The organism is Enterobacteriaceae bacterium Kacie_13 (genome assembly GCA_013457415.1).
Lineage (GTDB): Bacteria > Pseudomonadota > Gammaproteobacteria > Enterobacterales > Enterobacteriaceae > Rahnella.
Genome location: CP045665.1, coordinates 1873144 through 1894482 on the forward strand (window position 1 = coordinate 1873144; position 21339 = coordinate 1894482).

The 21339-nt window shown below is 43.8% G+C and carries 18 protein-coding genes; 16 read left to right on the plus strand and 2 right to left on the minus strand.

What is annotated here, in order from left to right; genetic code table 11:
• Positions 1-34 precede the first annotated feature (34 nt).
• Positions 35-322, plus strand: coding sequence for a DUF1127 domain-containing protein (locus tag GE278_08545; GenBank protein ID QLK60804.1), 288 nt, complete (start codon positions 35-37; stop codon positions 320-322).
• Between the two features lie 202 nt (positions 323-524).
• Here the strand turns inward: GE278_08545 and metG are convergent, their stop codons facing one another.
• On the minus strand, positions 525-2558 hold the full coding sequence (metG, locus tag GE278_08550; protein QLK60805.1) for a methionine--tRNA ligase: 2034 nt from the start codon (positions 2556-2558) through the stop codon (positions 525-527).
• Between the two features lie 163 nt (positions 2559-2721).
• On the opposite strand from metG, the gene apbC reads away from it, so the two are divergent.
• The 4 genes from apbC (at position 2722) to asmA (ending at position 7133) form a co-directional block, all read left to right on the plus strand.
• Positions 2722-3834, plus strand: a complete 1113-nt coding sequence (gene apbC, locus GE278_08555; GenBank protein ID QLK60806.1) for an iron-sulfur cluster carrier protein ApbC — start codon at positions 2722-2724, stop codon at positions 3832-3834.
• 146 nt (positions 3835-3980) lie between these two features.
• A complete protein-coding gene (locus GE278_08560) occupies positions 3981-4622 on the plus strand; it encodes a uridine kinase (GenBank protein QLK60807.1) in 642 nt (213 codons plus the stop codon).
• Between the two features lie 34 nt (positions 4623-4656).
• On the plus strand, positions 4657-5238 hold the full coding sequence (locus GE278_08565) for a dCTP deaminase (protein ID QLK60808.1): 582 nt from the start codon (positions 4657-4659) through the stop codon (positions 5236-5238).
• 44 nt (positions 5239-5282) lie between these two features.
• The gene (gene asmA, locus GE278_08570; protein QLK60809.1) at positions 5283-7133 is read left to right on the plus strand and encodes an outer membrane assembly protein AsmA; all 1851 of its coding nucleotides are present in this window, start codon (positions 5283-5285) and stop codon (positions 7131-7133) included.
• 68 nt (positions 7134-7201) lie between these two features.
• Here the strand turns inward: asmA and GE278_08575 are convergent, their stop codons facing one another.
• The gene (locus GE278_08575; GenBank protein ID QLK60810.1) at positions 7202-8791 is read right to left on the minus strand and encodes a CBS domain-containing protein; all 1590 of its coding nucleotides are present in this window, start codon (positions 8789-8791) and stop codon (positions 7202-7204) included.
• Positions 8792-9253: 462 nt separating this feature from the next.
• On the opposite strand from GE278_08575, the gene galU reads away from it, so the two are divergent.
• From galU to GE278_08630, 11 genes are all read left to right on the plus strand, one after another.
• Positions 9254-10141 (plus strand): UTP--glucose-1-phosphate uridylyltransferase GalU, encoded by an 888-nt coding sequence (gene galU, locus GE278_08580; GenBank protein ID QLK60811.1) that lies wholly within the window; start codon positions 9254-9256, stop codon positions 10139-10141.
• A 962-nt stretch (positions 10142-11103) separates the two neighbouring features.
• The gene (gene wecA, locus GE278_08585) at positions 11104-12135 is read left to right on the plus strand and encodes a UDP-N-acetylglucosamine--undecaprenyl-phosphate N-acetylglucosaminephosphotransferase (protein QLK60812.1); all 1032 of its coding nucleotides are present in this window, start codon (positions 11104-11106) and stop codon (positions 12133-12135) included.
• A gap of 63 nt (positions 12136-12198) precedes the next feature.
• Positions 12199-13284: a dTDP-glucose 4,6-dehydratase gene (gene rfbB, locus GE278_08590; protein ID QLK60813.1), complete on the plus strand. Its 1086-nt coding sequence runs from the start codon at positions 12199-12201 to the stop codon at positions 13282-13284.
• Positions 13284-14183 carry a dTDP-4-dehydrorhamnose reductase gene (gene rfbD, locus GE278_08595; GenBank protein QLK60814.1) on the plus strand — a complete coding sequence of 300 codons (900 nt, stop codon included), beginning with the start codon at positions 13284-13286 and terminating at the stop codon, positions 14181-14183. Before rfbB ends, rfbD begins: the two co-directional genes overlap by 1 nt.
• A 60-nt stretch (positions 14184-14243) precedes the next feature.
• Positions 14244-15122, plus strand: a complete 879-nt coding sequence (rfbA, locus tag GE278_08600; protein QLK60815.1) for a glucose-1-phosphate thymidylyltransferase RfbA — start codon at positions 14244-14246, stop codon at positions 15120-15122.
• A gap of 5 nt (positions 15123-15127) precedes the next feature.
• Positions 15128-15676, plus strand: coding sequence for a dTDP-4-dehydrorhamnose 3,5-epimerase (gene rfbC, locus GE278_08605; protein ID QLK60816.1), 549 nt, complete (start codon positions 15128-15130; stop codon positions 15674-15676).
• 95 nt (positions 15677-15771) lie between these two features.
• A complete protein-coding gene (locus tag GE278_08610; GenBank protein ID QLK60817.1) occupies positions 15772-17034 on the plus strand; it encodes an oligosaccharide flippase family protein in 1263 nt (420 codons plus the stop codon).
• A complete protein-coding gene (locus GE278_08615; protein ID QLK60818.1) occupies positions 17031-18017 on the plus strand; it encodes a glycosyltransferase in 987 nt (328 codons plus the stop codon). The genes GE278_08610 and GE278_08615 overlap by 4 nt, the downstream gene beginning before the upstream one ends.
• 55 nt (positions 18018-18072) lie before the next feature.
• Positions 18073-18960 (plus strand): rhamnosyltransferase, encoded by an 888-nt coding sequence (locus GE278_08620; protein ID QLK60819.1) that lies wholly within the window; start codon positions 18073-18075, stop codon positions 18958-18960.
• A 42-nt stretch (positions 18961-19002) separates the two neighbouring features.
• Positions 19003-19893 carry a glycosyltransferase gene (locus GE278_08625; GenBank protein ID QLK60820.1) on the plus strand — a complete coding sequence of 297 codons (891 nt, stop codon included), beginning with the start codon at positions 19003-19005 and terminating at the stop codon, positions 19891-19893.
• Between the two features lie 100 nt (positions 19894-19993).
• The gene (locus GE278_08630; protein QLK60821.1) at positions 19994-21121 is read left to right on the plus strand and encodes an oligosaccharide repeat unit polymerase; all 1128 of its coding nucleotides are present in this window, start codon (positions 19994-19996) and stop codon (positions 21119-21121) included.
• Positions 21122-21339 lie beyond the last annotated feature (218 nt).

Sequence of the window (21339 nt, forward strand, 5' to 3'; positions counted from 1 at the left end):
GATCCTGTTGTCAGGTCGTTAACAGGGGCAGAATATGAAAAATATCATTGAAGAACGTCAGTTTGCAGGGTGTGAAACCGTTGTTTGTGAAAGAGTTACTGCAACAGATACTGTTGCGCCTTTGCATACCGTACAGACGCCGGTCGAAAAAGCAGGATTCATGAAACAGGTGTATGCCGTCCTGTACAGCTGGAATGAACGCCGCGTCAGCCGCAAGATATTGCAGGGATTAACCGGCGATCAGCTGAAAGATATTGGGCTGGCAAGGGAAGATATTGAGAAGGAGTATCCGAAGGCTATCTGGCCAAACTGGCCAAAATAAAATACCCGTCATCTTTCGTGCGTCAGATGCGTTGGCTGCGCTCGTGCGCCCCGGTCACTTACTGATGTAAACGCCCGGGGACTTTCTCATTTGCCGCCTTCCTGACACCCGAAATTTATAGGGTATTTTCTGCGTTTTTTCTGCGGAAAAGTCATAAAAAAAAGCCCGATAAATGTATCGGGCTTTCTGCTAAATCAATGCTTTACTTTACCTGCATACCCGGCTGTGCGCCGGAATCCGGGCTGAGCAGGAAGATGTCTTTTCCGCCAGGGCCCGCAGCCATTACCATTCCCTCGGAGATACCGAAGCGCATTTTACGCGGCGCAAGGTTTGCTACCATGATGGTCAGGCGGCCTTCCAGAAGTTTCGGATCCGGATACGCTGAGCGAATGCCGGAGAAAATCTGTCGCGTTTCGCCACCCAAATCGAGTTGCAGACGCAGCAGTTTGTCAGAGCCTTCTACGAAATCAGCACTTTTAATCAGCGCGATACGCATGTCGACTTTAGCGAAATCATCAAAAGTAATGGTTTCCTGAATCGGGTCATCCGCCAGTGGACCGGTCACCACGGTCGCATTTGCTGCCGCAATATCTTCTTTCGAGGCATCGACCATCGCAGCCACTTTATCGAGCTCAATGCGGTTAAACAGTGCTTTAAACGGATTGACCTGATGCGACAGCAACGGCTGTGCAATGGAATCCCAGCTCAGCTCCGTGTTGAGGAATGCTTCTGTCCGCTCGGCCAGCGATGGCAGAACCGGTTTGAGGTAGGTCATCAGCACGCGGAACAGGTTGATGCCCATCGAGCAAATCGCCTGCAGGTCTGCGTCGCGGCCTTCCTGTTTCGCAACTACCCACGGTGCCTGCTCGTCCACATAACGGTTAGCCAGATCGGCCAGCGCCATGATTTCACGGATCGCACGACCGGATTCGCGACTGTCGTACGCCTGCGCAATGCTTTCAGCAGCATCGGTGAAGGTTTTGAACAGCGCTTCGTCCGCCAGCTTATCCGCCAGTTTTCCATCAAAGCGTTTGGCGATGAAACCGGCATTACGGGACGCCAGATTCACTACTTTGTTAACAATATCGGCATTCACGCGCTGCACGAAATCTTCCAGATTCAGGTCGATATCGTCGATGCGGGAAGACAGTTTAGCGGTGTAATAATAACGCAGGCAGTCGGCGTCCAGATGGTTCAGATAGGTGCTGGCCTTGATGAACGTGCCGCGCGATTTAGACATCTTCGCGCCGTTGACCGTGACGTAACCGTGAACGAACAGATTGGTCGGTTTACGGAAATTACTGCCCTCAAGCATCGCCGGCCAGAACAGGCTGTGGAAATAAACAATGTCTTTACCGATGAAGTGATACAGCTCGGTGGTGGAATCTTTTTTCCAGAATTCGTCGAAGTTCAAATCGCTGCGACGATCGCACAGGTTTTTAAATGAACCCATGTAGCCGATTGGCGCATCCAGCCAGACGTAGAAGAATTTGCCCGGCGCATCCGGAATTTCGAAACCGAAGTAAGGTGCATCGCGGGAGATATCCCACTGTTGCAGACCGGATTCGAACCACTCCTGCATTTTATTGGCGACCTGCTCCTGCAACGCACCGGAACGGGTCCAAGCCTGCAACATGGCGCTGAACTCCGGGAGGTCGAAGAAGTAGTGTTCAGAATCACGCATCACAGGCGTCGCGCCGGACACCACAGATTTCGGCTCGATCAGTTCAGTCGGGCTGTAGGTTGCGCCGCAAACTTCGCAGTTATCACCGTACTGGTCCGGTGATTTACATTTCGGGCACGTGCCTTTGACGAAACGGTCTGGCAGGAACATGCCTTTCTCAGGATCGTACAACTGAGAAATGGTGCGGTTCTTGATGAAGCCGTTTTCTTTCAGACGACCATAAATCAACTCGGACAGCTCACGGTTTTCGTCGCTGTGCGTGGAGTGATAGTTGTCATAGCTGATACCAAAACCGGCGAAATCTTTCTGATGCTCCTGGCTCATTTCGGCAATCATCTCTTCCGGCTTGATACCGAGTTGCTGAGCTTTCAGCATGATCGGCGTGCCGTGCGCATCGTCCGCACAGATGAAGTGCACCTCGTGGCCGCGCATTCGCTGGAAACGAACCCAGACGTCAGCCTGGATGTGCTCGAGCATGTGACCGAGATGGATGGATCCGTTGGCGTACGGAAGTGCACAGGTTACCAAAATTTTTTTCGCGACTTGAGCCATAGTAAGAGCTTGCTTTCTGTTGTTGAAATCAGGGGGATTGATGTTAACCGAAAGCGCCGCCCCGCGTAAACAAACGGGGGATCTCTGTATGAACCTTCTGTTATGCTATTTAAAGAATAAGTCGTTTAATAAATAGTCTGATAACCCTTTTCAAGGAGCCGGGATGACATCTCAATCCCCACAGCAGACCACCCCCGCGGGGCTGCGCGCACTAGTGACCGGCGTACTGGCCACCTTCCGCCATTCCACTCTGCAAAAAGATCTCAACGCCATTAAAGCACTGCATCACTGCGTGTTAATGGATGAGGTTTTGCATATCGATCTGACGCTGCCCTTCGCCTGGAAAAGCGGTTTCGAAGTATTGAAAGATGAAACCAGCGGCGAGCTGCTGCGTGTAACGGGCGCATCGGCAATCCAGTGGACCCTGCGTCACGACATCGCCACCATGAAACGGGCGAATGAGCAGCCGGGTATTAAGGGCGTGCGCAATATTCTTGCGGTCAGTTCGGGCAAGGGCGGTGTCGGGAAATCGACTACTGCGGTGAATCTGGCACTTGCGCTGGCGGCCGAGGGAGGCAAAGTCGGTATCCTGGATGCCGATATTTACGGACCGTCGGTGCCGAATATGCTCGGTACTGAAGATGAACGGCCGACGTCGCCGGATGGCGTGCACATGTCACCGATAATGGCCCATGGTCTGGCGACCAACTCGATTGGTTATCTGGTCACTGATGAAAATGCCATGGTCTGGCGCGGGCCGATGGCCAGCAAGGCGTTGATGCAGATGTTGCAGGATACGCTGTGGCCGGATCTCGATTATCTGGTAATCGATTTGCCGCCGGGCACCGGTGACATTCAACTGACGCTCTCGCAAAATATTCCGGTGACCGGGGCTGTCGTTGTGACTACGCCGCAGGACATCGCGTTGCTCGATGCCATGAAAGGGATCGTCATGTTTGAGAAAGTGCATGTGCCGGTGTTGGGCATTATTGAAAACATGAGCATGCATGTGTGCAGCAACTGTGGTCATCACGAACCAATTTTCGGCACCGGCGGCGCACAGCGTCTGGCCGAGAAATATCGCTGCGAACTGCTGGCGCAATTACCGTTACATATCTCATTGCGTGAAGATTTGGACCGCGGCGAACCGACGGTGGTCTCGAATCCGGAGAGCGAATTTACAACGATTTATCGCGAACTGGCGTCAAAAGTAGCATCACAACTGTTCTGGAAAGGCGATGCGATTCCGACAGAAATCGCTTTCCGCGCAGTTTAATCTCTCAACTCAGCGATTTATTGCCCGATGTCAGCGATTACACAGCCTTAACGCTGGCATCGGGCAGTGTCTTGAACTTATAATTGCCGCGTTCAAAGCACATATCTGTGTTTGCCTTCCAACTTCCAAATCAGGTCTTTAATTTTATGTCTGACAAATTCCATCAGTGTGTCATCGTAGGTATCGCTGGCGCATCTGCTTCGGGAAAAAGCCTTATCGCCAGTACGTTATACCGTGAACTTCGAGATCAGGTAGGCGATGAGCACATCGGGGTGATCCCCGAAGATTGCTACTATAAAGACCAAAGCCACATGACCATGGAAGAGCGGGTCAAAACCAACTACGACCATCCAAGTGCGATGGATCACAATTTACTGTTTCAGCATTTACAGGCACTGAAATCAGGTCAGGCAATTGAACTGCCGAGCTACAGCTTTATTGAACACACCCGGCTTGCTGAAACGGTGACGCTAAAACCGAAGAAAGTCATCATTCTTGAAGGGATCTTGCTGCTGACCGACGTGCGTCTGCGTCAGGAAATGAACTTCTCTATTTTCGTCGATACGCCACTTGATATCTGCCTGATGCGCCGCATGAAGCGTGATGTTAACGAACGTGGCCGTTCGATGGATTCCGTGATGGCGCAGTATCAGAAAACCGTCCGCCCAATGTTCCTGCAATTTATCGAACCTTCCAAACAATACGCAGACATCATTGTGCCGCGAGGCGGCAAGAACCGGATTGCGATTGATATCCTCAAGGCAAAAATCAGCCAGTTCTTCAATTAATCGCCATGCTGTAGAAAAACAAACCGGAGAAACGATGAGACTTTGCGATCGAGATATAGAAGCCTGGCTGGACAGTGGCAAATTAGGCATTTCACCGCGTCCGCCCGTTGAACGTATTAACGGTGCTACAGTAGATGTGCGTCTGGGTAATGGCTTTCGCGTATTTCTCGGGCATAACGCGGGTTTTATCGATCTGAGTGGCCCGAAGGACGAAGTCAGCGCCTCTCTCGATAAAGTGATGAGTGATGAGATTGTTTTGCCAGAAGGCGAAGCATTCTTCCTGCATCCGGGGGAGCTGGCGCTGGCCGTGACGTTTGAGACTGTGTCTATCCCCGATGATCTGGTCGGCTGGCTGGACGGGCGCTCTTCGCTGGCACGTCTGGGGTTAATGGTTCACGTGACTGCGCACCGCATCGATCCAGGCTGGCAGGGGCGCATCGTGCTGGAGTTTTATAATTCCGGCAAACTGCCCCTGGCACTTCGCCCTGGCATGCTGATAGGCGCACTGAGTTTCGAGCCGTTATCTGGCCCGGCAGCGCGTCCTTATAACAGCCGTCAGGATGCGAAATATCGCGACCAGCAAAGTGCGGTTGCCAGCCGTATTGATGAAGATTGATTCAGCTTTTTTATCTGCAGGCCGGATAAAAACGTGAGGAAGGCATGAGAAGACTACTGACAACACTGGTGATTTTACTGGTGGTTATCATTGCCGGCATGACTTCGCTGGTGTTTCTGATTAACCCGAATGACTTCCGTCAATATATGGTGGAACGGGTTGAGATGAAAAGCGGCTACCAGCTGGAGATCAATGGCTCGCTGCGCTGGCACGTCTGGCCTCAGTTGAGCATCATCGCCGGACAAACGTCACTGACCGCTCCTGGTGCTAACACGCCTGTAGTCAGCGCCGAAAACATGCGTCTGGACGTCAAACTCTGGCCGCTGCTTTCTCATCAGCTCGCTGTCAAACAGGTTTTACTGAAAAATGCGGTCGTTCGTCTTACACCAGATAGCGAAGAGAATCAGCCAGACGCGCCTGTCGCGCCTTCCTCTCCAACGCCTGTTGCGCCGGTAACGCCGACCCTCGAGGCGGGCTGGAAATTTGATATCGATAAATTAAGCATTGTCGACAGTCTCCTTATCTGGCAACGCGGCGACGATGATGTCATCAATGTCCGTGATATCAATATGCAGATGGACAAAAATGCCAATCGCCAGGCGACTATCCAGCTTTCCAGTCGCATAAACCGCAATCAGCGCGATCTCGCTTTTACCATGAAAGCTGAACTGGATATGCAGCACTATCCGCAGGCTTTTGCGGCGAATATCAGCAAGTTTACCTATCAGTTGAACGGCGCAGATATTCCGGTTAAGGGCGTTCAGGGTAATGGTGCAATGCAGGCCAGCTACCAGCGCGATACCGACACTGTCAAACTTAGCCAGCTGGATTTAACCGCGAACGATAATCAGATTTCTGGCACCGCTTCGGCCACTCTCAGTGGTAGTACCAACTATCAGCTGGATTTAACCGCTAACAAACTTGACCTCGATGCGCTCAGCGGCTGGCAGCCTGAAACCGATGAACAAACAACGGAAAATGAGTCCTCCGTGACATCCGCGCCGGTGATTGCCCGTGATGTGGACGATCAGCCGAATGGTCTGAGTAGTTTGCAGGCTTTCAATGCCCGGCTGGCTTTGCAAGTCGCCGATTTAACTTACCGTGGTCTGAAGGTTCAAGATCTGGCGCTGAATGCAGAAAATCAGCAGGGTAAGGTTACGTTATCGACCTTTAGCGGCAATATGGGCAGCGGAAAATTCTCACTCCCAGGCGATATCGACGTGACCGGCAAACAGATTCAGGTGCATCTGGTGCCGGATGTGAACAAAATCGAGCTAGGTGATGTGCTGGCAGCCTATGGGTTGCCGAAAGCCCTGACTGGTAGCTTCTCTCTGAAAGGGGATGTTCACGGCAAAGGGCTTTCCGCCGCTGATTTCGCACGGCGCTGGCAGGGAGAAGGGCAACTTTCCATGGATAACGCTCACCTGAATGGCATTAATATTCAGCAGCTTATCCAGCAGGCTGTTTCGCGAAGCAGCGATAAAGTGCAAGGGCTGGAGCAATATGAACATTACAGCCAGATAGATACACTAAAAGCCGAGGGCAAGCTGGCGGATGGCACACTGACGCTAAATAATCTCGAAGGTCAGTCGCCAATGGTTTCCGCGAAAGGGAACGGCAGCATAGACATGGCCGATCAGCAGGTAGATATGAACTTACTGATCCGCGTCACAGGGGGCTGGAAAGGTGACAGCAATCTGATTAATACGCTGAAAACCACCGACATCCCGCTTCGCATTTATGGTCCCTGGGCGCAGATGGGTTATCAGTTGCAAGTTGACCAGGTGCTGAGACGCACGCTGGAACAGAGCGCCCGCAGCGCGATTCAAAACTGGATTGATAAACGTAAAGACAGTAAAGAAGGCGAAGACGTGCAGAAGTTTCTGAATAAATAATCCTGAGCTGCGTCTTACGAATAAAAATGGGTGCCTGAATCAGGCACCCATTTTTTTTTAAATCAGAATCAGACTTCGTAATCGTTATCCGATGCCGATTTAAGTGGGGTGATTTTCACTTTCAGGATGCGGTGACTACTGACTTCCAGCGGTTCGAACAGATAATCGTGGATAGTAATTTGCGCACCTACTTGCGGGATGCTCTGCGTATGTTCCATCAACAGCCCCGCCAGTGTGTGATATTCACGTTTCTCATCTACCGGCAGGGCGATGTACATCACTAAGTCCTCAAGCGGCATGTAGCCGTTAGCAATCCAGGTGCCATCTTCTAACTGCTGAATGTCATGGCGTGCATCCGGTGTTTCATCAGACTCCGGCAGGTTGCCGGCGATGGTTTCCATGACATCTGTCAGCGTCACGATCCCTTCAACCGAACCGAACTCATCGACCACAAACGCAAAATGTGTTTTCGCCTGACGGAACTGTTCAAGCGCCATCAGCAAGGAGAGTTGCTCTGGAAAAATCAGCGGTTGGCGGATCAGTGCCTTAAGGTCTAACTCATTTTGCAGTAGCTGTTGTTTCAGCAAGTCTACCACGTGTACCACGCCCAAAGGTTCGTCAGTCGAACTGTCTTCAGTCACCAGCATGCGGGTGTGCTGATTATTGGCGATCTGCTGTGTCAGCACGTCAACCGGGTCATTGAGTTCAAGGTTATCGACATCATGCCGCGAGGTCATGACGCTGCTGACGGTGCGCTGCCCGAGCCCGAGAACACGTTCGATCATGTGACGTTCCTGCTGGTTGAAAATCGCATCCTCTTCATTAGCACTGTCAGCAATCATGCTGGAGGAGTGTGCATCCAGCTCGGCTTCTTCATGTTTACCGCGAAGAACGCGAAGTACCGTTTCCGCGGTACGTTCACGCAATGACCGGCGTGAAGATAAAAAGCGTCGGCGGTTGAACTGGGCCAGCTGGTTCAGTGCTTCGATAATCACCGAGAAACCAATGGCCGCGTACAAATAACCTTTCGGGATCGCATAACCAAAGGCCTCTGCGACCAGACTGAAGCCGATCATTAGCAGGAAGCTGAGACACAAAATTACAATCGTCGGATGCGCATTCACAAAGCGTGTGAGTGGGCGACTTGCCAGCAACATCAGCCCGATGGCGATACAAACCGCGACCATCATGACGGCTAAATGATCGACCATCCCGACGGCGGTGATGACAGAGTCGAGTGAAAAGACTGCATCCAGAACCACAATTTGTGCTACGACCGCCCAGAATTTAGCCCCCCGATGCTGCTGGGTTTGTTCTTCATCCTTTCCTTCAAGCCGCTCATTCAGCTCCATCGTGGCTTTAAAGAGCAGAAATACCCCGCCGGTCAGCATGATCATATCTCTGGCACTGAACGCATGTCCGAGCAGGGTAAGCAGGGGCCGGGTCAGCGTAGCCAGCCAGGAAATACAGGCGAGCAGCAATAAGCGCATCACTAAGGCGAGTAAAAGCCCGGTTACGCGCGCTTTATCACGTTGCTGACGCGGAAGTTTTTCCGCCAAAATGGCGATAAAAATAAGATTGTCTATGCCCAGAACAATTTCGAGTACTACCAGGGTAGCCAGCCCGGCCCAAATCGACGGATCGGCGATCCATTCCATATTACGTTTTTCACCTTTAGTTACACGGCGGTTGCCGCATGCTGAATAATGGGCGTCAGACGTGGAAAATTCAAATCTAAAACAGCGGGGTACCCTGAGTTGAGTTGCGTAGGCTATGTAAGGCAGACTTCATAAATAGATGCCATCGACCTGATTTGGAAAGCAGCAATTTGTGATGATAAAATCGTCGAACAGGTTCAACATTCCTAAATTTGAGTCTTTAGCTTACCGTTTGGTGCTGCTTACTGGTATCGTAATCACATAGGCAGGCTATGTATTTGATGTTCTGAAGTTCACAGTATGGTTTCCCTAAACTAAACGACAGGGACTATACTCGGTAAAGAAAAATATCGTGCTGGGCAATAAGTTTGTATTTTCAATTTCAGTCTGGATATTCACTGTGATTTATCACGTTAACCGACTGGATTTACACACAATAGGTTTCAAGGAGTATCCTTTACAATGTTAAAAGCTGTTATCCCTGTTGCCGGTCTGGGCACACGCATGTTGCCAGCGACGAAAGCCATTCCGAAAGAAATGCTGCCAATCGTCGATAAGCCTCTGATCCAGTACATCGTTAACGAATGTGCTGCTGCGGGCATCAAAGAAATCATTCTGGTTACGCATTCTTCAAAAAATGCTATCGAAAACCACTTTGACACCTCGTTCGAACTGGAAAGCATGCTGGAAACCCGCGTGAAGCGCCAGCTGCTGGAAGAAGTTCAGTCCATCTGTCCTAAGGGTGTGACCATCATGAACGTGCGTCAGGGGCAGTCAAAAGGTCTGGGTCACGCAGTTCTTTGCGCTAAGCCATTGATCGGCAACTCTCCTTTTGCAGTCATTCTGCCAGACGTCCTGATGGATGATTCCACCAGCGATCTTCGCAAGGACAACCTTGCGGCTATGTTGACCCGTTTCAAAGAAACAGGTAACAGTCAGGTTATGGTTGAAGAAGTACCTGAACAAGACGTGTCTAAATACGGCATTGTTGACTGTAACGGTGTAGAAGGTGAGCCCGGTAAAAGTACGCCAATGACCGCAATTGTTGAAAAACCAGAGCGTAAAGATGCACCGTCTAACCTGGCGGTAGTAGGGCGCTATGTCTTCTCCGAAGACATCTGGCCACTGCTGGCAATCACTCCTTATGGTGCAGGCAACGAAATTCAGTTGACAGATGCTATTGCCCTGTTAATGAAGAAGAAAACTGTTGAAGCCTTCACCATGACTGGCCGTTCACACGACTGTGGTGACAAGCTGGGTTACATGAAAGCCTTCGTTGAGTATGGCGTGCGCCATAACTCGCAGGGTGATGCTTTCAAAGCGTGGCTGAAAGAGTTTGCTGGCGAGTAATACCACTTACGATATGTATGGAAAGCACCATCTCGATGGTGCTTTTTTATAACTGAAATTAGTTAGGATGTAATTAATACACCTGGCTAAAATGACTGCTCTGAGCAATCTGATAAATATCGAATTATGCTCAGGAATAACAAATAACGGGTTACACACGTTATAAGTAATTATGTTTATTGCATTTAAATCGAATTCAAAAAATGCCTTGTACATTATCTAAGCAGTAATGTCGTTAAAACATACATTTACTGACAAAAAGACAGGATTAAGGCTGCGTTTCGTTGAGTATTGAGCTAGGCTATATCGGTAATTATCATGCAGGACGATGTGTTCGAAAATCATACTCTTGATTGGGGTTATCAAGCCACCTACCAGATAATTGTAGTGAAGATATACAGCCGTCTCTCTGATATTGCTTGGTGCTATCTACGATGTTGTTTCATATATGCTATTGAATAATCAATATAAAATCCTGCTGTCACAAGTTTTGTCTAATCCGGGTATGGACATTGTCAACGCTTGCCATCGTAATTGGCGTATGAGTATCAAAGTGCAGTCGGATTTTTAAGATGATTACATGTTGCTATGAAACATAATTAGGTTAAAAATTGCCAGTTGAGTTTTGTGAGACAGGTTTATCGAGATAGTTGCCTGGTGTTGTACATGGTTTAAGGTTTGTTTCAACAAGGTATGTAGGATAAGTGCATTGGTAGCTTGTGAGCCAAGGGCGGTAGCGTGGTTTTTAACCATTTCCGGATGTACGCGGGCACCAGAGTGGATGGGTTTTCTGGAATTATATGGATTTTCTAAAGAACTATACAGATAGATTGAGTAGAGAGCCTAAATAATAAATTTAAAAATTGATTGAAATACTAAATTCTTAAAACTCGCCGCTTAGTTAGCGTTATTAATAAAGCTTGAAGTAATTTAAAAATTAATCGATTGAACATGGTGCGGTCATGCAAGAATATATTATAATATTTTTCAGTGCGTTAGCTTCATTATTTGTTGCCCGTAAAGTTGCGCGTCGTGTCGGGTTGGTAGACAAACCTAATGCGAGGAAACATCACAACGGGCATATTCCTCTGGTCGGGGGCGTCTCAATATACTTATCCATATGGGTATTATTTTTCTTGCAGCCTGATTGGTTCCCAAATTTTAGCTATTACATTATTTGTACGAGCTTGCTATTACTTGTTGGCGTCCTGGATGACCGCTACGATCTGCCTGTTACCCCCCGTATAGCTTTGCAGGCTTTTGTGGCCATAGTCATGATGTTTAGTGGATTACATCTTGCTTCACTCGGTGATATTTTCCTGGGATACCCGGTTGGCTTAGGTATTTTAGGATATGTAGTGACAATATTCGCCGTTATGTGTGCAATTAATGCTTTTAATATGGTAGATGGAATTGACGGATTGCTTGGTGCTTTATCTTGCGTCAGTTTTGCCTCATTAGGTGTGGCATTTTCACTGCATGATAATTTTGAACTGGCACAGTGGTGTATTTGTCTGACAATTGCCTGTATCCCTTATATCCTGCTGAATTTAGGCATTCCATGGGGACGTAAATTTAAAGTCTTCATGGGGGATGCCGGAAGTACTTTGATTGGATTTACCGTTATTTGGTTAATTATTCTGGCAACGCAGGGGACTACAGCGATATTGCATCCGGTTACGGCGCTATGGATCATCGCTGTGCCACTGATGGATATGATCCGCGTGATGGTTTCGAGAGTCCGCAGGGGCGATAGTCCTTTTAAACCAGATCGTGAGCATTTACATCATATTCTTTTGAAGTACGGTTTCAGGCATTCTACTGCATTGCTAATAGTATTAGCGATAGCTATTTCATTTTCGGTAGTAGGTATTGTTGCGGATTATAAAAATTACAATCAGCTTGCGGTTCTGGTTTTGTTTATTCTCTGTTTTGTGGCTTTCGTATTGTTCATTAATAAACTTTCCAGAATCGGTGTGCTCAAAGAAAAATAATGGCTAAGCCATGGTTTACCTATTTGAAGTTTAAGATATTATTTGTTAAAGAGAGACTTTAAAATGAAAATTTTAGTTACTGGTGGCGCTGGTTTTATAGGCTCTGCAGTTGTTCGTCATATCATCAATAATACCAATGACAGCGTTATCAACGTTGATAAACTCACATACGCTGGGAATCTTGAATCGGTAGATATGGTATGTGATAGCGAACGCTATACTTTTGTTCAGGCAGATATTTGCGATAAAATTGCTCTTGATAAGATTTTTGCTACACATCAACCTGATGCTGTAATGCATCTCGCTGCAGAAAGTCACGTTGATCGTTCTATTACCGGTCCAGCTGATTTCATCGAGACTAACATCGTAGGGACTTATACCCTGCTTGAAGCTACTCGTGCATATTGGTCGCAGCTGACTCAGGAAAGAAAACACGTTTTCCGCTTTCATCATATTTCTACAGATGAAGTCTATGGTGATTTGCCCCATCCTGATGAGTGGCAAAGCCAGGAGGCATTGCCTCTGTTCACCGAAAAGACGCCTTACGCGCCAAGTAGTCCTTACTCCGCATCTAAAGCCTCGAGCGACCACCTTGTTCGTGCCTGGCAGCGTACGTATGGTTTGCCATGCATTGTGACTAACTGTTCAAACAATTATGGTCCGTTCCATTTTCCTGAAAAACTCATACCTTTAGTTATCCTGAATGCTCTGGAAGGTAAAAATCTGCCCATTTACGGTAAGGGCGATCAGATCCGTGACTGGTTGTACGTTGAGGATCATGCACGCGCACTTTATACCGTCGTCACCGAAGGTGTTATTGGTGAGACCTACAATATCGGCGGACACAATGAGAAGAAAAATCTCGATGTAGTGCTGACCATTTGCGACTTGCTTGATGAAATCGTTCCAAAAGACAGTTCCTATCGTGAACAAATCACTTATGTTGCCGACCGCCCTGGACATGATCGTCGTTATGCCATAGATGCTGATAAAATTAATCAGGAATTAAACTGGAAACCACTCGAAACGTTTGAAAGTGGTATTCGTAAGACAGTTCAATGGTATTTAGATAATCAGAAGTGGGTTGATAACATCAAAAGTGGTGCTTATAAATCTTGGGTCGAGCAGAATTACGGAGATCGTAAATAATGGATATCCTTCTGTTTGGCAAAACAGGGCAGGTTGGCTGGGAATTACAGCGCGCTCTGGCTCCTTTAGGAAACGTGATTGCTCTTGATGTTCATTCAAAAGAGTATTGCGGTGATTTCAGCAATCCAGAAGGTATTGCTGAAACCGTTCGCCGTATAAAACCTGATGTTATCGTGAATGCAGCTGCACATACAGCGGTTGACAAAGCAGAATCAGAACGTGATTTCGCTCAACTGTTGAATGCGACAAGTGTTGAGGCGATTGCCAAAGAAGCTGCCTTAATAGGTGCATGGTTAGTCCATTATTCTACAGATTACGTGTTTCCAGGTGACGGTGATAAGCCCTGGTCAGAAGATGATGCAACCGGACCATTGAATACCTACGGTGAAACCAAGCTTGCCGGTGAAATTGCTGTTCAGAAGCATTGCCCTAAGCACCTGATTTTTCGCACAAGCTGGGTATATGCTGGCAAAGGGAATAACTTTGCAAAAACCATGCTTCGTCTTGCAAAAGACCGGGAAGAGCTTTCAATTATCAATGACCAGTTTGGTGCGCCAACCGGTGCTGAACTTCTCGCCGACTGTACCGCGCATGCTATAACAACCGCAATGCGTAAGCCTGAAGTCGCCGGTCTGTATCATCTTGTTGCCTCGGGCATAACGACCTGGTTTGATTATGCTAATGTGGTCTTTACCGAAGCACAGAGTGCGGGCTATGAACTCGCATTAAAGCAAACTCATCCGGTTGCAACGAGCGCGTACCCTACGCCCGCCCGACGCCCAAATAATTCGCGTCTTGATAATAGCAAGTTTCAACAGACCTTTGGTTTAACGCTGCCACGCTGGGATGTCGGGGTTAAACGTATGCTCGCCGAGTTGTTCACACCATCGGGTCTGTAATAGTCACTAGTTTAATAATTATTGCCCGTTAAAGGGCAGCGACAAAATTGAGAGCTTAAAATGACCACACGTAAAGGTATTATTCTCGCAGGTGGATCAGGCACCCGCCTGTACCCAGTGACTATGGCAGTCAGCAAACAACTGTTACCTATTTATGATAAGCCGATGATCTATTACCCGATCAGCACACTTATGCTGGCGGGTATCCGCGATATCCTCATTATCAGTACACCCCAGGACACACCGCGTTTTGAACAACTGCTGGGTGACGGTAGCCAGTGGGGATTGAATCTGCAATATAAAATTCAAGAAAGTCCTGATGGTCTGGCCCAGGCCTTTGTTATTGGGGAAGAGTTTATTGGTGATGATGATTGTGCACTGGTACTCGGTGACAACATTTTCTACGGACATGATTTGCAAAAACAGTTAGAGGCCGCTGTAGCAAAAGAGTCTGGTGCCACTGTGTTTGCCTATCACGTCCATGATCCGGAACGTTACGGCGTGGTGGAATTTGATAAAGCAGGGAAAGCTATTTCTCTGGAAGAAAAGCCATTAGAACCAAAAAGCAATTATGCTGTTACGGGCCTTTATTTCTACGATAACAGTGTTGTCAAAATGGCAAAAGGGTTAAAACCATCACCACGTGGTGAGTATGAGATCACTGACATCAACAGATTATATCTCGAAGAAGGGCGTCTGTCGGTTGCCATGATGGGACGTGGATACGCATGGCTGGATACCGGCACGCACCAGAGCTTGATCGAAGCGAGTAATTTTATTCAGACTATTGAGCTTCGTCAGGGTTTAAAAGTTGCGTGCCCTGAAGAGATCGCCTTCCGCAAAGGTTTTATCGATGCAGAACAGGTTAAGAAATTGGCTGCACCATTGATTAAAAATGATTATGGCAAGTATTTGTTGAAGATGATTAAAGGTTATTAAAACTCATGCAAATTATTAAAACCGAAATCCCAGATGTATTGATTTTAGAACCCAAAGTATTTGGTGATGATCGTGGCTTCTTCTTTGAAAGCTTTAATCAGAAAGTTTTTGAAGATGCAGTGGGTTACCAAGTTAACTTCATTCAAGACAATCATTCCAAATCGACTAAAGGTGTCCTTCGCGGACTTCACTTTCAACTTCCGCCCTATGCGCAGGCTAAATTGGTCCGCTGCGTCGTGGGTGAAGTGTTTGATGTTGCGGTCGATATCCGTAAAAGTTCACCTACATTTGGTCAATGGGTTGGTGTTCATCTTTCTGCCGAGAACAAACGTCAGCTTTGGATCCCAGAAGGTTTTGCTCATGGCTTCCTGGTATTGAGTGAAACCGCAGAGTTCGTTTATAAGACAACGAATTATTATTCTCCGACGCATGATCGCGGAATTGTGTGGAATGATCCTGATATTGGTATTGAATGGCCACTCAGTACTGCGCCGCTTTTATCTGGTAAAGATGAAATGGCAAAATCCTTGGTAAATTCAGAACTATTCAACTGACGTTAATTGCTAACTATTTTCATGCAAATAAAGCTAAAGTTTAAAGGATGATACTTTAGCTTTATAAAATGATTTTTAATTAGTGTGGAAGAAAAATGAGTCTTATCAAGAACAGCATTTGGAATTTATCTGGTTATATAATTCCTACTATAATAGCTATTCCTGCCTTAGGATATTTAGCTAGACAGTTAGGGCCTGAGTTGTTTGGTATTTACACTTTAGCAATTGCGATTGTAGGATATGCTGGCATATTCGATGTTGGATTGACTCGAGCTATAGTCAGAGAGATTGCATTATACAGGAATGATATCGAAGAAAGAAAAAAAATAATATCAACTTCTACTGTTTTTATAATGATATTCAGTTCAGCAGGTATGATTGCACTATACATATTCATACCGAATATTGTAAAGTTGTTAAGTGTTTCAGCTCTTCATATCCCCGAAGTTGAGTCCGCTTTAAAAATTCTTGTTTTTTCTATCCCTGTTTTTCTTTTAAATCAACTTTGGATGGCAATCCTGGAGGGCGACGAAAAGTTCCCAATTGTAAACTTACAGCGTAGTATAGGAAGTTCTATAATTGCTGGCTTGCCTGCTTTGCTTATTATTTATCACAATACCTTAGTCAACGCAATTATTGGATTAATCATAGGGCGTGTTATTTCACTTCTTATTGCGTTCATAATTGTTAGAAAAGAAGTAATTGGATCAAAACTCTCTTTCCATCTAGTTACGTTTAAAAGATTAATATTTTTCGGTGGTTGGATTACAGTTAGTAATATCATAAGTCCAATAATGGTATATTTTGATAGATTTGTTATTTCAAGTATTCTTGGCGCAAAAGTAGTCGGGTTTTATACTGCACCTTCCGAGGCTATAGGCAGACTTGGTTTATTGCCAGGTGCGTTATCTAGAGCTGTATTTCCTAGATTAAGTAACATCAAAAGTCATGAGGATTTTAATACGCAACTGAAATTTTCATTCAAACTAATGATTGCTGGTTGTTTACCTGTTGTTGTACTAGGAGTGATCTTCTCGGACAAGATACTGTTACTGTGGATGGGGCAAGAGTATGCTAACAACTCATCTTCAATATTAAGCATTTTACTTGTAGGTTTCTTCTTTAATTCATTAGCTCAAATTCCATTTACTGCAATTCAGTCTTTGGGTAAAGCTAAGTTGACAGCACTTCTACATTGTTTAGAAATTTTACCCTATCTAGTTTTATTATACTTCTGTGTGCATGCTTATGGCTTAATCGGGGCTGCATATGCGTGGTCAATTAGAGTGATGATTGATTTCTTGCTACTACTTATAATTTCGAATAAATGTGTTAGCCGAAATAGGAAGGACTTGTGAACTACGATGTTATCATAGCCACCTATAATGGTGAGAAGTATGTTATTGAGCAGCTTGAAAGTATCGTCAATCAAACAATAAAGCCTTCTAATATTTATATTAGGGATGATGGTTCTCTAGATAATACAATCAAAATTCTTGAGGAATTTAAGAGTTTATGCAATGTTAATATTGAAATTATAAGTGGGCAAGGTAATTTAGGGTACATAAAAAACTTCGAAAAATTAGTTGGATATACTGTATCCGATATCGTTTTCTTTTCTGACCAAGATGATATCTGGAAAGAAAATAAAGCGCAATTAATGCTGTGCAACTTTTCAAACAATAAAGTTAATGTCAATTTTTCTGACGCTTATCTTGTTAATGACAAGAAAGAAGTTTTAGGTGGATTGTGGGATTACGTCAACCATACTTCAAAATTAGATGAGTTCAATCTTGAAAAAATAATAATAAACAATATCGTAACTGGTGCAACTCTTGCCATTCGGCGAAATTTTTTAATGGAATTATTACCATTTCCAGAATCTATCCCTCATGACCATTGGATAGCTGCAAATGCAGTTATTAAAAACTGCCTTAGTTCATGCGCTGAAAAGTTAATTCTTTACAGACAACATAACAATAACCAAATTGGCGCAATTAACACTACTTTTTCTGTTAAGCTGAAACGTTTTTTTAGTCGTCAGAAATTCAATAAAAGATTGGCGCATTATGTCCAAATACATCTTTTAATAGAAAATCTAGTCAAAAGAGAAGCTCTTGAAATAAACGATCCCATTTATAAAAACATTAAGGAATTTATATCATACATGAATGCTGTATATAATGGCAGGATTAATGATAATACATCTGCTAAGTACGCAACGCGTTCAGTTTTCGGTGTTTTTTTTAAGGATAACTATTTCGAGTTTAAAACCAAAAAATCGCTTTGTACTGACTGTTTAGATGCAATCTTTGTAAGAACTATTTTTAAAAATAGATAAACATTAACTATAATCAAAGATGAATTAATGTGTATATATTGATCTAGGATTTCTCATGAATAAGAAAATTAATGACATTTGCGCTATTATCGTCACGTACAACCCAAATATTAACCCTGTTCTAAATTTAGCAACTGAATTGGCTGGTCAAATGTGTGATGTTATCGTTGTAGATAATAGTCCTGTAATGAGTAAAATTTTAAATAGTCAATTATTTAATTACATTTGGTTAGGTGGGAACAGAGGTATCGCAACTGCTCAGAATGTAGGGATTAATTTCTGCATTGAATCTGGCTATAAAACAATAATATTTTTCGATCAGGATAGTAATATAAATGAGCAGTTTATTGCTACCTTATTCAAACCTATGCAAGAGAATGACTTTAAGATTTGCGCGCCAACTTTTTACGATGAAAAAAAAGGCTTTGAATACGCTATAACTAACGTAAGAAAGAGTGGGGCAAGAGTTAAAATCTTCTCAGAGGGTAAAACTGAACCGTTTACATCATCAATAGTAATTTCTTCAGGAACTATTGTTAGAACAGATGTATTTGAACAAGTTGGCCTAATGGATGATGGTCTTTTTATTGACTATGTAGATACCGAGTGGTGTCTAAGATGTTTTTCCGAAAACATACTAGTACATATCATTCCCCAAGCGAAAATGATTCACTCAATTGGTGATAAATCTTTCAACATTTTTGGTTTTTGTGTGCCTGTTCACTCACCCGCTCGGCGTTACTATAGGGTCAGAAATGCTTTTCACCTTTTCCGCTATAAACACGTACCTAAGTTGCTTGCCATTCGGGAAATTTCGTTTTGTTTTATTCATAGTTTTATTTTAATTTTTAAGCAAAAGAATAAAAAAGAATATTTATATTCTTTTTTAGCAGGCATCAGAGATGGGGTTTTAAATGTCCGGGGTGAAAAGCCAAATTCTTAAAAACTTTAAAATACACTTCATACTAATTTGAGAAATACAGTAATGGAAAAAATTGCAGTTTTACTTGCAGTGTATAATGGGCGTGAATGGATTGATGAGCAATTACAATCAATTTTAGAACAACAGAATGTTGAACTTGATATTTACATTAGTGTCGATTTATCGAGTGACGGTTCATATGATTATTTAGTGGAAAAATATTCCAGAATTAGTAACATTTTCATACTGCCCTATGGAAAAAAATTTGGTTCTGCCGGAAAAAATTTTTATAGACTTGTTTCTGATGTGGAAATTGATAAATACAGTTATGTTTCATTTTCAGACCAAGATGATATATGGTGTAAGCTTAAATTATCACATGCTGTTGATATATTAAAAAAACCAAACATTGATGCCTATTCGAGTAACGTTATCGCTTTTTGGGATGATGGGAAAAAATGTCTCATAGATAAGGCTCAACCCCAAGTCGAATATGATTATCTTTTTGAAGCAGCTGGGCCTGGTTGCACATACGTATTTAAAAACAAACTTGCTGTGGATTTTAAGAGTTTCTTATTAGAAAACACTGTTGCACCGAGTGTCGAGTTACATGATTGGTTATTGTATGCATTTGCACGTGTAAATGGGTTTTCTTGGTATATAGATAATAATGCGTATATGCAATATCGTCAGCACTCTAATAACCAAGTAGGCGCAAATACAAGTTTAAAGGCTGGTTTGAAGCGTGTTAAGCTTGTCAGGGAAGGCTGGTATAGAAATGAAATTTTGAAGCTATGTAAATTATTTATCATTGACAACGAAGATATTTATCTTAAACTTAAATACAATAACTTCTCAAATAGGTTTAATTTACTACTTAGAATAATTCAGCTGCGAAGACGTAACCGGGATCGTATTGTGTTGGGGATGTTACTAATATTCAATCTTCTTTAACTTTTCCAAACGATGTTAGTTTCTAATTCACTCTGACTCGCTAGCAAACTGATATTTATACAATGTCGAATTCTTCGTATCAATAAATGTGTAGGTTTTGATGAGAAATTTAAATAAGATACTAATATTTTTAATTTCATTTGAAATTATATTCGGCGGCGGGGGAAGACTTTTGGACCCTTTAGGTGTACCTCCTTTAAGGTATATTTTATTTTTTCTTTCTATAATAGTGTTGTTTCTGAACTTGTTATTTCTCCAAACTAAAACTAAATATAGTGTTGTAATATTAGTGCTCATGTTGTTTATATTACCTATGCTTGGCATTTTGATAGGTTTTGCGCGAGGAAATCCTCTCCAAGACATTTTTTTCGATTTGCAACCATTCCTATATATGCTCATCATTCCTTATTTTTGTTTTATGAGCAAAGAACTTAATAATTATTCGTTGTTGAAATTTCAACAGTTCGTTAAAATATTTTCAATCTTAGCTTCAGTTACATATTTGTGTTACGTTCTCTTATTAAAAAGTGGGTATCTTGATTTTAACTTAATTTATAATGTTATGTCGGCATCAGGTGAGTTTTTCTTCAGGCCCAGTGGTGCTTTCTTTGCCAAGTCGTTCTTCTTTATAGGCATCGGTGCCATATTATTTTTTTGTGAAAAAAAATATTTCTATTTCTCATTATGCATGGTTGCCATCTTTTTAACAGAAACCAGAGGGGTGTTTTTGTTTACAGGGCTTGCAGTAACTATTGCTAGTTTCAAAATTAACAACTTAAGGAAAAATATTTTATTAATATTCTTAATTGTTATAGCTATGCTAGGAATGCTTATTATAGTTGGAGATCGCGGCGTTGACTCAGACTCTGTACGATTAAACGATTTTAGATTTGTTTATGATTCTCTTGGCATATGGAATGTAATTTTTGGAGAAGGTTTTGGGGCAAGTATTTTCGGCCGGGGAAGAATCGAGGTCGTACCACTTGAAATATTCTTTAAAGTAGGCATGCTTGGCGTTATAATCTCAATTATCCCATTTTTGAAGGTGATATACGAAAACCTTCTATCTAAGGATAATTTAATTAAAGTGCAGATAGCATGTTCTTTGATTTTTGGCTTGAGTGTTTCAATAACAAATCCTTTTATATATACACCTATGGGGATATACTTGATTTCTATTGCACTCATTAGTTTAACGACGGTGAAACTAGGCGAAAAAACATTCTAAAGATTACGAGTTAGGTGTTTTGAAATATATTTAGCTAGCTTTATTTTACAGTTATTTCCTAGTATTCATTTCTTGCCGACCATATTTTTAACTGTTACATAATGTTTGATTTGTGGAGAAATTCTATTCAAGAATATAGCAAGTGTTTACTTCAATAGGTTCACCCTATGTGATTCTCATGTACAATACCTGTGTTCATTTGTATAGCTCAGCGCAGA